The sequence below is a fragment of the Euzebya pacifica genome (genome assembly GCF_003344865.1).
GTDB classification, from domain to species: domain Bacteria; phylum Actinomycetota; class Nitriliruptoria; order Euzebyales; family Euzebyaceae; genus Euzebya; species Euzebya pacifica.
Genome location: NZ_CP031165.1, coordinates 1,603,370 through 1,616,522 on the forward strand (window position 1 = coordinate 1,603,370; position 13,153 = coordinate 1,616,522).

Annotated in this window: 12 protein-coding genes and 1 other RNA gene; 9 read left to right on the forward strand and 4 right to left on the reverse strand. The window is 69.9% G+C overall.

Going from position 1 to position 13,153, the window contains the following annotated elements; translation table 11 throughout:
- Window positions 1-7: 7 nt before the first annotated feature.
- Window positions 8-1,255 carry a Glu/Leu/Phe/Val family dehydrogenase gene (locus tag DVS28_RS06620; RefSeq protein WP_114590761.1) on the forward strand — a complete coding sequence of 416 codons (1,248 nt, stop codon included), beginning with the start codon at window positions 8-10 and terminating at the stop codon, window positions 1,253-1,255.
- A gap of 156 nt (window positions 1,256-1,411) precedes the next feature.
- Here the strand turns inward: DVS28_RS06620 and DVS28_RS06625 are convergent, their stop codons facing one another.
- A complete protein-coding gene (locus DVS28_RS06625; RefSeq protein WP_114590762.1) occupies window positions 1,412-2,326 on the reverse strand; it encodes a pirin family protein in 915 nt (304 codons plus the stop codon).
- 36 nt (window positions 2,327-2,362) lie between these two features.
- Complete coding sequence (locus DVS28_RS06630) at window positions 2,363-2,968, reverse strand: hypothetical protein (RefSeq protein WP_114590763.1); 606 nt, start codon at window positions 2,966-2,968, stop codon at window positions 2,363-2,365.
- Window positions 2,969-3,000: 32 nt separating this feature from the next.
- Here DVS28_RS06630 and DVS28_RS06635 point away from each other — a divergent pair, with 32 nt between their 5' ends.
- Complete coding sequence (locus DVS28_RS06635) at window positions 3,001-3,753, forward strand: deoxyribonuclease IV (RefSeq protein ID WP_114590764.1); 753 nt, start codon at window positions 3,001-3,003, stop codon at window positions 3,751-3,753.
- Window positions 3,754-3,777: 24 nt separating this feature from the next.
- On the opposite strand, the gene DVS28_RS06640 is transcribed toward DVS28_RS06635, so the two are convergent.
- Window positions 3,778-4,467 (reverse strand): SIMPL domain-containing protein, encoded by a 690-nt coding sequence (locus tag DVS28_RS06640; RefSeq protein WP_114590765.1) that lies wholly within the window; start codon window positions 4,465-4,467, stop codon window positions 3,778-3,780.
- A 159-nt stretch (window positions 4,468-4,626) separates the two neighbouring features.
- Here DVS28_RS06640 and ftsE point away from each other — a divergent pair, with 159 nt between their 5' ends.
- The 5 genes from ftsE to smpB all read left to right on the forward strand — a co-directional run bounded on the left by ftsE (window position 4,627) and on the right by smpB (window position 9,432).
- Window positions 4,627-5,313: a cell division ATP-binding protein FtsE gene (ftsE, locus tag DVS28_RS06645; protein WP_108664408.1), complete on the forward strand. Its 687-nt coding sequence runs from the start codon at window positions 4,627-4,629 to the stop codon at window positions 5,311-5,313.
- Between the two features lie 4 nt (window positions 5,314-5,317).
- Window positions 5,318-6,196: a permease-like cell division protein FtsX gene (gene ftsX, locus DVS28_RS06650; RefSeq protein WP_114590766.1), complete on the forward strand. Its 879-nt coding sequence runs from the start codon at window positions 5,318-5,320 to the stop codon at window positions 6,194-6,196.
- A 73-nt stretch (window positions 6,197-6,269) separates the two neighbouring features.
- Window positions 6,270-7,598: a murein hydrolase activator EnvC family protein gene (locus DVS28_RS06655; protein ID WP_164710022.1), complete on the forward strand. Its 1,329-nt coding sequence runs from the start codon at window positions 6,270-6,272 to the stop codon at window positions 7,596-7,598.
- 97 nt (window positions 7,599-7,695) lie between these two features.
- Window positions 7,696-8,928, forward strand: coding sequence for a S41 family peptidase (locus tag DVS28_RS06660; RefSeq protein WP_164710023.1), 1,233 nt, complete (start codon window positions 7,696-7,698; stop codon window positions 8,926-8,928).
- 36 nt (window positions 8,929-8,964) lie between these two features.
- Window positions 8,965-9,432, forward strand: coding sequence for an SsrA-binding protein SmpB (gene smpB / locus DVS28_RS06665; RefSeq protein ID WP_108664412.1), 468 nt, complete (start codon window positions 8,965-8,967; stop codon window positions 9,430-9,432).
- Between the two features lie 31 nt (window positions 9,433-9,463).
- Here the strand turns inward: smpB and DVS28_RS06670 are convergent, their stop codons facing one another.
- Window positions 9,464-11,647, reverse strand: coding sequence for an EAL domain-containing protein (locus DVS28_RS06670; protein ID WP_164710024.1), 2,184 nt, complete (start codon window positions 11,645-11,647; stop codon window positions 9,464-9,466).
- A gap of 183 nt (window positions 11,648-11,830) precedes the next feature.
- Here DVS28_RS06670 and ssrA point away from each other — a divergent pair.
- Window positions 11,831-12,187, forward strand: a transfer-messenger RNA (tmRNA) gene (gene ssrA / locus DVS28_RS06675).
- Between the two features lie 130 nt (window positions 12,188-12,317).
- Window positions 12,318-13,121: a heliorhodopsin HeR gene (gene heR / locus DVS28_RS06680; RefSeq protein WP_164710026.1), complete on the forward strand. Its 804-nt coding sequence runs from the start codon at window positions 12,318-12,320 to the stop codon at window positions 13,119-13,121.
- The last annotated feature ends 32 nt before the right edge of the window (window positions 13,122-13,153 follow it).

Genomic DNA, 13,153 nt, shown 5'->3' on the forward strand with positions numbered 1-13,153 from the left:
CCGAGGCATGAGCCTCGACACCGACGCTGCCCGCTTCCTCGACGCCGCCACCGAAGGACTCGGCCTCGACGACGACGCCTGCCGCATGCTGCAGACGCCGTTCAGGGAGGTCACCTTCGAGGTGCCCCTGCGCCGCGACACCGGTGAGCTGACGGTCTTCCGTGGGTACCGCGTGCAGCACGACCGTGCCCGCGGCCCCTTCAAGGGCGGCATGCGGTTCCACCCCGATGTCGACCTCGACCACTTCCGTGCGCTGGCCGCCACGATGACGTGGAAGACCGCCCTGGTCGACATCCCCTTCGGCGGGGCCAAGGGCGGGGTGGCCTGCGACCCGTCCACCCTGAGCGCCGGCGAGCTCGAGCGGCTGGTCAAGGAGGTCGTGCAGCGCCTCGACCCCATCATCGGACCGGACCTGGACATCCCCGCCCCCGACATGGGCACCGGTCCGGCGGAGATGGCGTGGATGATGGACGCCTACTCCGACGTCCACGGCTACTCGCCGGCCGTCGTGACCGGCAAGCCGCTGGTGCTGGGCGGCTGTCCGGGCCGGACCGAAGCGACGGGAACCGGCGTCGCCATGGCCACCGAACGCGTCTGTGCGGACATCGGCCTCGACGTCGACGGGGCGACCGTGGCCATCCAGGGCTTGGGCAACGTCGGCGCGCATGCCGCCATGGCGCTGCACGAACGCGGCGCGCGCATCGTTGCGGTCAGCGACGTCGACGGCGCACGCCACAACCCCGGTGGCCTGCCCCTGGACACCCTCGCCCGTCGCCTCCGCGAGGACCCCGAGGCCAAGCCACCGCCCGTGGCCGAGGTCCTGCCCGACGCGGAGGAGATGGACCCCGACGACCTGCTGACCCTCGACGTCGACATCGTCGTCCCCGCGGCGATCGGCGGCGTCGTGACACCCGAGGTGGCCGAGGCGCTGCGTTGTCGGGTGCTGGTCGAAGCGGCCAACGGCCCGACCACCGCTGATGCCCACGACGTCCTCTGCGGCCGCGACGTCACCGTCGTACCCGACATCCTCGCCAACGCCGGCGGCGTGACCGTGTCCTATCTCGAGTGGGCCGGTAACCACTCCCGCACCCCGTGGACGCACGAACGGGTCATGGCACGCCTCGCCGAGGTCATGTTCGCCGCCGTCGACGAGACGCGGTCACGAGCGGCCGCCGACGAGGTCGACATGCGAACCGCGGCCTACCGCGTCGCCGTCGAACGGGTCCGCCGGGCCCAGCACCTCCGCGGCGTCTGACGATTGTCCCCTCACCGGCACGAGGCGCTGGTGAGCCGACACGCATCGGATGCGCGTCGCCTTGCCGGCGTTGTGCGCCGATGACGCGACACGCCTCGAAGGCGTGTCGGCTGGCTGGTGTGCCGTGCCGATGAGCCGACACGCGTTGGGGTGGGCCTAGCGGACCCAGGGGGGCTTGGGGGCGTCGATGCGCGCGAGGTCGGAGGGGACCTCGGGGAAGCGGTCGGTGTCGTGGGCCTGCCAGCTGCGCCACGCCTCGGTGATCTCGTCCCGGGTCCTGGCGACGAAGTTCCACCACATGGCGACCGTCTCGAAGGGCACCCCGCCGAGCAGCAGCATGCGGCCGCCGGACTCGCCGGCCTCGAGGTGGACGTGGTCGTTGCCCGGGGGCACGTAGCCCAACCAGCCGGGCTCGACGATCGCATCGCCGACCTTCACCGGGCTGTCCATGGGGACGATCGCGTACTCGAAGGTCGGGTCGGCCTCCAGCTCCAGCGAGCCGGCCCGCAACGACAGGTCGACGCCGACCATCTCGCTGTCCCGGCGGGCCGGTGAGGTCTGGCCGCCCATCGACCCCATCAGCACCGTCGCCGGGCCGATGGGGGTGTCCACGACGGGCAGCTCGGCGAGGTGCTGGAACGCCGCGTCGCCGTGGCGTGTCTCCTCGGGCTGGGCCACCCACAGCTGCACGCCCTGGATCCCGGGCGCGAGCCCCAGCTCGGCGTGGGCGATGCCGGCACCAGCGGTCATCAGGTTGAGCTGGCCCGGGCGGATGAGCTGCTCGGTGCCCAGCGAGTCGCCGTGGACGGCCTCGCCCTCGAACAGCCAGGTCACCGTCGACAGGCCGATGTGGGGATGCGGCCCGACCTCCATCGGGTCGGGGTCCTCCGCGTCGGGCGGCAGCATGCAGTCCACGAAACACCACGCGCCGACCGTCCGGCGGCCCTTGGTCGGCAGCACCCGGACCACGTCGACGCCCGGTAGGGATGCGTGCCGTCCCTCCGTCACCTCGATGCCTGCATGGGGGTGGTCGCCGGGGGCAAGGTCCTGGGGTTCGACCGGTCCGCTCATGGCCTGCTCCTTCTCGGGGGTGTCACGGGGGCTACCTCATCGACGTCGCAGGTCGATGACCGCTCGCGGGTGATGGGGGTCCTCCAGCACCCTGCGGCGCTGCCCGACCTCGGGCGCTCCAGCGGCCTCCACGGTCAGGAGCGCCGTCACGACCCGGCCCGACGCGTGGCGGACGTCGACCTCCAGCACGTCTCGGTTGGCCTGCCAGGTCCGGTGGGTCCGAAGCCGACGCACCGCGGTGACCGAGCCCGTCCACGACCGCCAGATCGAGTCGAGGACCGCGAACCCCTCGGGATGCTGTACCGCCGCCATCCGGTGGGTACCGCTCAGCCCCCGCACGTAGATCGCCTGCCGGCGGGTGTCGGCATCCATCCGGCGTTCGGCGTTCTTGACGGAGATGGTGCGGGCCAGCCAGCGCACCCCGACCCAGCCGGCGAACAGCGGGATCACGCCCGGGAAGAGGAGGGCCAGCCAGTCCCCACCGGCGACCTGCACCACCGTCACGTACCCCACCAGGACGGCCACCACGACCGGCACCGCGGTCAGCAGCGTGGTCGCCCACCACCCCTGGCGCAGCTCGCCCTCGACCCGGTCCACGACCTCTGGCGGCGCGGGGGTGGTCACGGGCTCGGTGGCGGGCACCGCCCCAGCGTAGGCCGCCTACGATCGACGGCATGTTGATCGGTGCCCACATCTCCCCCTCCGACCCGCTTGCCACCGCCGAGGCCATCGGCGCGGACTGCGTGCAGGTGTTCCTCGGCAACCCGCAGAGCTGGAAGAAGCCGGCCCCGCGGGACGACGCCGCGACGTTGCGGGCGGCCGAGCTGCCCATCTACGTGCATGCGCCCTACTTGGTGAACGTCGCGTCGGCAGAGAGCCGCATCCGCATCCCCAGCCGGAAGATCCTGCAGCAGACCTGCGACGCCGCCGCCGAGATCGGCGCCGCCGCCGTGATCGTGCACGGCGGGACCGTCACGGGGGACGAGGACGTCGCGGAGGGCTTCGGACGCTGGCGCAAGGCCCTGCAGCAGCTCGACACCGACGTGCCCGTGCTGATCGAGAACACCGCCGGTGGCGACAACTCCGTTGCCCGCCTGGTCGAGTCGATCCGGCAGCTGTGGGACACCATCGGTGACCTCGACCCCGGGTTCTGCGTCGACACCTGCCACAGCTGGTCGGCAGGCCTGGACGTCGTCGAGGCCGTGGCGGCGTTCGCCGACATCGCCGGTGGCATCGACCTGGTCCACTGCAACGACTCTCGGGACGAGCTGGGATCCAGCCGCGACCGACACGAGACGTTGACCAAGGGCCAGATCCCCGACGACCGGCTGCTGGAGGCCGTGCGCCTGGCCGACGCCCCGGTGATCTGCGAGACCCCGGGCGACACGGTCGCCGACGACATCACCTGGCTGCGCGACAACCTGTAGCCACGAGGGCGACGTCGGCCGGGGTCAGCCCTCGACCAGCGCGAAGCCGACCTCGACGGTCACCGACACGGTGATCGGCTCGGGGTTGACACGGACCAGCAGGGGTTCGTCCTCGTCCTGCCCCGGGCCGCCGCGCTTCATCGCCCGGGGTGACGCGGCGGCCATCATCTCGGGGCGCGGGCCCCCGCTGGCGTCGCCGCCGATCCGCAGACCCGGCTCGGCGATCCACAGCAGCGAGCCGACGCGGCTGCCGAGGCCGGCGGCGTAGGACTCGGCCTTGCGACGGGCATCGGCACCGGCGGCCTCTCGCAGCGCGTCGTATCCGGCGGCATCAGGGGCGATCGCCCATCGCGGGCCGTTGACCTGGACCTGCTCGATCTCGCCGACCTCCCGGAGGAAGGCGGTCAGCGCCTCGCCGTTGGGTTCGCACTCGACCTCCGTGGAGCGGGTGGCGAAGTAGCCGATGAGCCGCCGACCCTTTTGACCGGAGTAGTCCCACTCCTGTCCGGTCCGGACCGAGTAGTCCACCGCACCGCGGACGAGGGAGTTGCGCCGTCCGTCCACCGCCGCGTCGACGGTGCGGCAACGGATGGCTGCACGGTCCACCGCTTCGGCCTGCGTGGGGGCGCCGGCCACCTTGACGGTGATGGTCATGTGGGCGGCGGTGGGGGCCAGCCGGGCTTCGGCCCGGCCCCGCACGAGGATGTCAGCCATGACCGCAACGCTAGACCGACGGAGGGTCGACGAGCGGCACTACCGCGGAATCCGCCGCCCGAGTGGCCAGTGCTCGCCTCACTGCCGGGGGAGGGGGGCGGTGTTACGTTCGGCTGGCGGGCCGCTCTTCGCCTCCACCCGGGCGCTCCGTCCTCTCCGATGATTCGTTTCGACCACGTCTCGAAGACCTACAAGAAGACCATCCATGCCCTTGACGACATCTCCGTGGAGATCGGCAAGGGTGAGTTCGTGTTCCTCGTGGGCTCCTCGGGGTCCGGCAAGAGCACGTTCATCAAGCTGCTGCTCAAGGATGTCGACCCCGACCGTGGTGACATCTTCGTCGCCGGCAAGCGGGTCAACAGCCTGCGGTCGTGGCGCGTTCCTGCGCTTCGTCGCGAGCTGGGCTGTGTCTTCCAGGACTTCAAGCTGCTGGACAACAAGACGGTCTTCGAGAACGTCGCGTTCGCCCAGGAAGTGACCGGGCAGCCCCCGGCCCAGATCCGGGTCGACGTGCCCGACGCCCTGTCCGTCGTGGGCCTGTCCCACAAGTCCGACGCCATGCCCCACGAGCTGTCCGGCGGTGAGCAGCAGCGCGTCTCCATCGCGCGCGCCATCGTCAACCGGCCGCGGATCATGCTGTGCGACGAGCCGACGGGAAACCTCGACCCCGAGACCTCCGTGGGGATCATGAAGCTGCTGGACCAGATCAACCGCACCGGCACGACCGTGCTCATGGCGACCCACGACTCCCACATCGTGGACTCCATGCGGCGCCGGGTCATCGAGCTGCAGCACGGCCAGATGGTCCGTGACCAGGCTCGCGGCACCTACGGGTACGCGGGGTAGCGGCATGGCATCACGCTGGCGTTATCTGATCGGCGAGGTCGGCATCGGCCTCCGCCGGAACCTCGTCATGACCATCGCGACCATCCTCACCGTCACCGTGACGCTGACGATGGTGGGCACCAGCCTGCTGGTGCAGCGCCAGATCGACCTGGCCCAGCGCGTCCTGTACGCCGACGTGGAGGTGTCGATCTTCCTGACCGACACCATCACGCCCGAGCAGCAGGCGGCGCTGGAGTCGGACCTTCGCGGTCAGGCGGTGGTGAGCGAGGTCCTGTACGAGTCCAAGGAGCAGGCGTTCGCCAACGCCCAGGAGATCTTCGCCGACGATCCGCTGATCCTGGACGGGTTGACCGCCGACGTGCTGCCCGCCTCGTTCCGGGTCAAGCTGACCGATCCGGAGGAGTTCGCGGTCATCTCCTCGTTGTTCACGGGCCGTCCCGGCATCGAGGACATCCGCGACCAGAGCGAGATCCTCGACGGCTTCTTCACCGTCATGGGCAAGATCCGCGGCTTCGCGATCGCCCTTGCCGTGGTCAACGCCATCGCGGCGGTGCTGCTGGTGGCCACGACGATCCGCCTGACCGCCTTCGCCCGACGCGAACAGATCGGCATCATGAAGCTGGTCGGTGCCTCCAACACCTACATCCGGCTGCCGTTCGTGCTGGAGGGTGTCGCGGCCAGCTTCATCGGTGCGTCCCTGGCCAACCGGTTGCTGCGCGTGGGCATGGCGTTCTACCTGCCCGACCTCAAGGCCGAGGTGGCGTTCCTGCCGTTCATCGACGCCGGTGACGTCCTCGCGATCTACCCGCTGATGGCGATCGCCGCGGTGCTCGTCGGCGCCGTCACGAGCGTCGTGGCCATCCACCGCTTCCTGTCGGTCTGAACCCTCGACCCGTACTCGACCCGTACGGCGGTTCACCGCACCGCGGTGTCCGAAGGGTTACGGTTCGTACACCGTGACGCACCTTCCCCCCTCGCGTGCCGGTCGTGCTTCGGTGCGCTGGCGTCTGCTCGTGTCCCTGATGGCCGTTCTGGCCATGCTGGTCCCCACCGTCGTGCCCGGAACTGCCACGGCGCAGAACCAGGACGACCGCCTCGACGAGATCGAGGAGGAGATCGACCAGGCCGAGAACCAGATCGGCGAGATCGACGCCCAGGTCGACATCTCGCTGGAGGAGCTCGACCGGATCCTCGCCGACCTGCAGGACCTGCAGGAGGAGCTCAACGCCCGAACGGCAGAGCTGCAGCTGGCCGAGTCCGAGCTGGCGGACCGAGAACGCGTGCTCGTCGCCACGACGACGGAGCTGGACCAGACCGCCGAGCGGCTGGACGCGACCCGCACGACGCTGGACACCCAGCAGGCCACCTACGAGGCCCGCGTTCGCCAGTCCTACATCACCGCCCGACCCGATCAGACGTTGCGGGTCTTCAGCTCCAGCGACGTCGCCCAGTTCACCCAGGCCAGCCGCTACGTCGAGGCCATCGTCGAGCGCGACCGTGCCGACTTCGAGCAGATCGACGTGCTGCGTCGCCAGATCGAGGCCGACGAGGCCGAGCTCGAGCGACTGCGGAGCCAGCAGGCCAGCGACCGAGCGGCAGCCGAGTCCGAGCGCAACCGTGTCGCCGACCTCGTGGCCCAGCAGGCCTCCTTGGTCGCCCAGGTCGAGGCTCGTGCCGCCGACAAGCAGGCCGTGCTCGCCGGCCTCGAAGCCGATCGCGACTCCGCCGAGTCGCTGATCGCCAACCTGCAGGCCGAGTCCGACCAGATCGAGGCCGAGCTGCGCGCCGCGGCCGAAGCCGCCGCCGCACGAGCCGCCGCCGAGGCGGCCGCCGCGCAGGCATCCTCCGGGTCATCGGGTTCGTCGGGCTCCCCGAGCTCGCCGGCGCCCGCCGTCAGCGGGTCGGGCAGGTTCATCTACCCCGTCAACGGGCGGATCTCGTCCAACTACGGCTACCGGGTGCATCCCATCTCGGGCGCCCGACGCCTGCACGCCGGCATGGACATCGCGGCCGGCACCGGCACCCCGATCGGGGCAGCCGGCAACGGCACCGTGATCTACGCCGGCTGGCGTGGCGGCTACGGCAACTGCATCATGATCGATCACGGTGGCGGCATCGTGACCCTCTACGCGCACCAGAGCAGCCTCGCGACCAGCGTCGGGCAGTCGGTCTCGACCGGGCAGACCATCGGCTACGTGGGCTCCACGGGGTACTCCACCGGCCCGCACCTCCACTGGGAGGTCCGCGTCAACGGCTCCCCCGTCGACCCCCGCGGGTACGTCTAGGCGTCAGCCCGTCCTCGCTGCCGGTAAAGAGTGCATCAACGATGCCGGCAGTCTCCCCGTGAGGGATGTGGGGCTGGCAGGCTGGGAGATCCACGACATGGCCGACACCCCCACCACCACAGCCGATGCTCCGGAGACCCCCAACGAGTGGTCCACGGAGTTCCTGCGCCAGCCCGGACGCTTCACCACGGTCCTCGCGATCGGCGTGGCAGCCCTGCTGATCGCCGCGACCGGCATGGCGGGGTACCGGCTGGGCTCCGACAGCGCCGTTCGTGGCCTCCCCGACGAGTTCGCCAACGTCGAGCTGCTGTTCGACGCCGTCGGCAACGAGGCGGTCGACAGCCCCGATCCGGACGCGCTGGTCACCGGCGCCATCACCGGGCTCCTCGGCACCCTCGAGGACCCCTACGCCGTCTACTACGACCCGGAGCGGTACTCGGCCCTGACCGCTGACCTCGACGGCGAGTTCGTCGGTATCGGCATCACCATCGAGGAGCGAACCGACGGCATCTACGTCATCGGCGTGGTCCCCGAGTCGCCGGCCGAGGAAGCCGGGGTCATGGTCGGCGAGCGGATCACCAGCGTCGACGGGGTGAGCGCCATCGACGGGGCAACGTCGCGCGACGTGGTCGACATGATCGCCGGTGAGGAGGGCGGCATGGTCACCGTCGGCTTCGACATGGGCGAGGACGGTCCCCGCGAGCTGACGCTGGTCCGTCGCGTGCTGAACCTGCCCGACGTCCGCTCGCGGGTCCTCGACTCCGGTCACGCCTACGCCCGGATCTCGCAGTTCTCACGGCAGGTCGACACCCAGCTGCAGGAGCAGGTCGAGGCGCTCGTCGCGGCGGAGGACGTCAACGGCCTGGTGCTGGACCTGCGGGGCAACCCCGGCGGCCTGCTGTCGGAGGCCGTGGAGGTCGTCAGCTTGTTCGTGGAGGAGGGGCTGGTGGTCCGGGTCGACTCCCGTGACACCAGCGTCGAGCGCGAGGTCACCGGCGATGCCCCGCTGGCCGACATCCCGCTCGTCGTGCTGGTCGACGGCAACTCGGCATCGGCCAGCGAGATCGTCGCCGGGGCCCTGCAGGACCTCGGGCGGGCCGAGGTCGTCGGTACCCAGACCTTCGGCAAGGGCACCGTCCAGACGATCCGCGACCTCGACCTGGGCGCCGGCGTCAAGTTCACGACCGCGGAGTACTTCACCCCGAGCGGCGACTCCATCGAGGGCGTCGGCGTGACCCCGGATGTTGCCACCGACGACGACCCCGAGGCCCAGCTGGCCGCTGCCGACGACATCCTGACCCAGCTGATCGCGGAGAGCCCCGGCTTCTGACCGGCCGGGCGTGCAGCCACCGTCTACCGTTGGCCCATGGCGAAGAAGACCAAGTCCGACGCGAACACGATCGCGGTCAACCGTCGTGCCCGCTTCGACTACGACATCGACACCACCGTCGAGTGCGGCATGGTGCTGGTCGGGACCGAGGTGAAGAGCCTGCGTGCGGGCAAGGCCTCGATCGCCCAGGCGTTCGCCACCGTGCGCGACGGCGAGCTGTGGCTGTACCAGGCCGAGATCGCCGAGTACGAGTTCGGCAACCGCAACAACCACGAGATCCAGCGGCGTCGCAAGCTGCTGGCCAACCGTCGTGAGATCGCCGCCATGGAGATCTTCACCCAGGAGCAGGGGCGCACCCTGGTCCCGATGAAGATGTACTGGAAGGACGGCAAGGCCAAGATCCTGATCGGGCACGGCGTCGGCAAGGCGCAGCACGACAAGCGTCGGGACCAGGCCAAGAAGGACGCCCAGCGCGAGATCGACCGGGCGCTGCGGCACCGCTGACACCGACCGCGTCCCGGCCCTGGGGATGGGTTCAGCCGAGGACGGCGGTCGCCCCGAACCCGGCCACGAACGCCATCAGCTCCTGGGCCTCCATGGGCTTGGCGAACAGGTAGCCCTGGACCGACTGACAGCCGAGCGCCTGCAGCTGCGAGAGCTGTTCCTCCGTCTCGATGCCTTCGGCCACACAGTCCAGCGACAGCGTGCGCGTCAGGTCGATGATGGTCTTGGCGACGGCCGCGTTGCGCTGGTCGTGCAGCTCGTTGATGAACGACCGGTCGATCTTGAGGATGTCGATGGGCAGGCGCCGGAGGTAGCTCAGCGAGCTGTAGCCGGTCCCGAAGTCGTCGATGGCGACGGTCACCCCGAGATCGCGCAACAACCCGATCAGGCTGATGCGATGGTCGTCGTCGACGAGGCCGGACTCGGTCAGCTCGAGGATCAGCCGGGCAGGTTCCAGCCCGCTCTGCGCGAGGAGGTCTCGCACGGTCTCGACGAACGCCGGGCGGAGCTGCAGGCCGGAGACGTTGACGCCGATCTTGAGGTCTCGACCGGTCACGTCCCATTCGACGGCCTGCTGGACGACCTGGCGGATGGCCCAGTCGCCGAGCTCGATGATCTGTCCGGACTCCTCGGCGATCGGTATGAACTCGTCGGGCCGGACGTTGCCCCGGGTGGGGGACTGCCAGCGCATCAGGGCCTCGGCGCCGATGACGATGCCTCGGCCGGTGTCGACGAGCGGCTGGTAGACCATCCGGAGCTCGTCGTTCTCGATCGCCTGGGCGAGGTCGGCGGTCATGCGAGCCCGGTCGACCAGCGCGGCGCCCATCGCGGCGGTGAAGACCTCGACACGGTTGCGGCCCTCGCGCTTGGCGGCCTGCACGGCGAGGTCGGCCTCGCTGAGCATGTGGTCGTGGGTGCCGTCGAGGCGCAGCTGGTCGAGGGACCGGTGGCTGACGCCGACGCAGACGCTGACCTGCTCGCTGCGGGCCGCATACCGGAGCCGTTCCGCCACCTCCGCCACATCCGCGGGCTCGTCGGCAGGGACGATCACGGCGAACTCGTCACCGCCGACCCGGAAGAGGGTGTGGGTTCCCACCGCGGTCTCGAGGCGTCGGGCCATGGACCGCAGGACCTGGTCGCCCACGGCGTGACCGTCACGGTCGTTGATCCGCTTGAGGTGGTCGACGTCGAGCAGCACGATCCCCAGGCCAGAGGACGGCGCCGCCCGCATGGCGGTGAAGGTGTCGTGGAAGGCGGAGGCGTGCTCCAGCCCCGTGACGGAATCTCGCCTGGCCCGGAACCGCAGCTCGTCGAAGGCGTCGGTCATCCGAAGCGCCGAGGCGACATGTGCGGCGTAGACCTCGAGGACCTGGACCATCGACGGGTCGGTCCGCATGGGGGCGGTGTCGGCGAGGAGCAGCAGGTCACCGGGATGGCCGCTCCGCAGCGGGACGGCGATCCAGGAGCGCAGGCCGGCGTGCGCCAGTCCGGCGTCGTCCCCGTTGGCGGAGGGCGCGCCGTGGGTGTAGACGCTCACCGTGCCACCGGTCCAGCCGGCGATCACGTCCAGCTGGGTGTCCTCCAGGTGGTCGAGGATGGGCGATGCCGGTCCCCAGCTGGCGGACCTGATCCGACCGCCTTCCACCCGACGGACCAGGGCCGAGCTCGTGCCAGCGAGTCCGGGTGCCCGCTCGGCCGCAAGGTGCAGGATCTCGCCCGGGTCGCGTGCCGTCGCGAGGTCTGGGGTCTCACGTGCCAGCGCCTGCCACGGCGAGTCCTGGCCGGGACCGCCGACGGCCTCGATGGACGCCTCGAGGTCCGCAACGATGGTCATGAGGTGGACGAGGTCGTCGTCGGACAGTCCGACGCAGGACTCGATGGCGAACACGCCGACCACTCGGCTGCGATACCGGATGGGGATGCAGACCTCTGCGCCGGTGGAACCGCCCGTCGGGACACGCCCGTCGGTCGCGACGTCACGGACGACGGTGACCTCGCCGCGGGAGAAGGTCGTGCCGAGGATCCCGACCTGGGGTGGGATGCCGTCGTGGACCCGATCGAAGCCACGCTGGGCGAGGCACCGAAGTCGCTTGGCTCGCTCGACGTACACGCCTGCCCGCGGGAAGCCGGCATCAATGACCCGGTCGACGGCGTCGCCGGCGATGGCCTCGATGGTGATGGCGACCGCAAGCGGCGGCGGAGGAGAGTTGGTCATGGTGCGTCCACTCGCCCCATCGGCGCGTCCGTGTCGAACTTGAGGTCCTCTTGGCAGTCGTCCGCCGAGGGTGCCAAGAACCGCTTCGGTGTGGTTGCAGGATGGCTGGAGACTGCTACGTTGAGTGGCTCCCGCCATACCCGGGCGGGACGATCGACAACTGCATAGCGACCTTCGATCTCCGGGGGCGACTGGTTTCGACGGGTGTCGGTCGACTTCGAGAGAGCGAGCCGAGGATGTAGGGCTGCCTCGTTAATCCGCTCTGCAACCTATTAGGTGCCGAAGACAACTTCGCCCTGGCTGCTTAACTAAGCGCCTGTCCGCCCGAGCCACCGCCTGAGGCAAGGGGTCGGACATCGCAATCAGGCTCCACCGCACAGCCGTCTCCATGGGCTGAGCGGGACACTTAATCGTGGGGTACGGCGGAAGGCAGATCTGGACCAAGGAGGCCCCCGCCCGACAATTTTCTTGGTCCTACGCTCGTAGCGCTCTCGAGGACGAGACATTCGGACGGGGGTTCGACTCCCCCCGCCTCCAAGACGGCTTGATGGACCACGGTCCTCGAGACGTCTTGCGGGCGTTCAGCTCTGACTCGGATGATCGTATTGTTCAGAACCTCGCGCAGGCGAGGCGAGGTTGGCATGGAAGCCAAGAGGGCACCCTCGGATGCATGTCCGTGGAACCCCTCGTTGACCAGTCGGTCTCGACCGACGAGCTGGTGGTCCCCAGCAGCGCCCTGGGTGGCCTGCGTCGGCTGAACCTCGTCATGGGGTTGCTGCATGCGGGGTCAGCGGCCGCGATGCTCGTGCTGTCCAACGACTTCGCCATCCCGATCACGGCGACGTTCGCCGACGGTCCGCCGGGCAGCCCGCTGCCGGCCGCCGAGACGCTGTTCGAGCTGCCGCTCGGTCCGGCCGTCGCTGCCTTCCTCATCCTGTCGGCCATCGCCCATTTCGTGGTCGCCTCGCCGCTGTGGTTCGGTCGCTACGCCCGTGACCTCGCCAGCGGCATCAACCGCGCCCGCTGGGTGGAGTACTCGTTGTCCGCCTCGTGGATGATCGTGCTGATCGCCCTGCTTCCCGGCATCACCGACGTCGTCGCCCTCGGCGCCCTGTTCGCCGTCAACGCCGGCATGATCCTCTTCGGCTGGATGATGGAGCTGCACAACCGGCGGCTTGCCGAGACCCGGTGGACGGCGTTCGTCTTCGGGTGCGTGCTCGGCGTCGTCCCCTGGGCGCTGATCGGCTTCCAGGTCATCGGTGCTGGGTCGGCGGTCCCCACCTTCGTCTACGGCATCTTCGTCAGCCTCTTCGTGTTCTTCAACTGCTTCGCCGTGAACCAGTGGCTGCAGTACCGCCAGATCGGTCGGTGGCGCGACTACCTCTTCGGCGAGCGGGTCTACGTGTGGCTCAGCATCACCGCCAAGAGCGTCCTGGCGTGGCAGGTCTTCGCCAACACCCTGATCCCCACCTGAACCCGCCCGGGCCGGTCTCGATACGGGCTGAC

Excerpts from the sequence above, each read along its gene's own strand:
- DVS28_RS06640 (WP_114590765.1), bottom strand. The coding sequence starts at position 4,467 with ATGGCTGACATCCTCGTGCGGGGCCGGGCCGAAGCCCGGCTGGCCCCC.
- heR (WP_164710026.1), top strand. The coding sequence starts at position 12,318 with ATGTCCGTGGAACCCCTCGTTGACCAGTCGGTCTCGACCGACGAGCTG.
- ftsE (WP_108664408.1), top strand. The coding sequence starts at position 4,627 with ATGATTCGTTTCGACCACGTCTCGAAGACCTACAAGAAGACCATCCAT.
- DVS28_RS06625 (WP_114590762.1), bottom strand. The coding sequence starts at position 2,326 with ATGAGCGGACCGGTCGAACCCCAGGACCTTGCCCCCGGCGACCACCCC.
- DVS28_RS06620 (WP_114590761.1), top strand. The coding sequence starts at position 8 with ATGAGCCTCGACACCGACGCTGCCCGCTTCCTCGACGCCGCCACCGAA.
- DVS28_RS06635 (WP_114590764.1), top strand. The coding sequence starts at position 3,001 with ATGTTGATCGGTGCCCACATCTCCCCCTCCGACCCGCTTGCCACCGCC.
- DVS28_RS06670 (WP_164710024.1), bottom strand. The coding sequence starts at position 11,647 with ATGACCAACTCTCCTCCGCCGCCGCTTGCGGTCGCCATCACCATCGAG.
- ftsX (WP_114590766.1), top strand. The coding sequence starts at position 5,318 with ATGGCATCACGCTGGCGTTATCTGATCGGCGAGGTCGGCATCGGCCTC.
- DVS28_RS06660 (WP_164710023.1), top strand. The coding sequence starts at position 7,696 with ATGGCCGACACCCCCACCACCACAGCCGATGCTCCGGAGACCCCCAAC.
- smpB (WP_108664412.1), top strand. The coding sequence starts at position 8,965 with ATGGCGAAGAAGACCAAGTCCGACGCGAACACGATCGCGGTCAACCGT.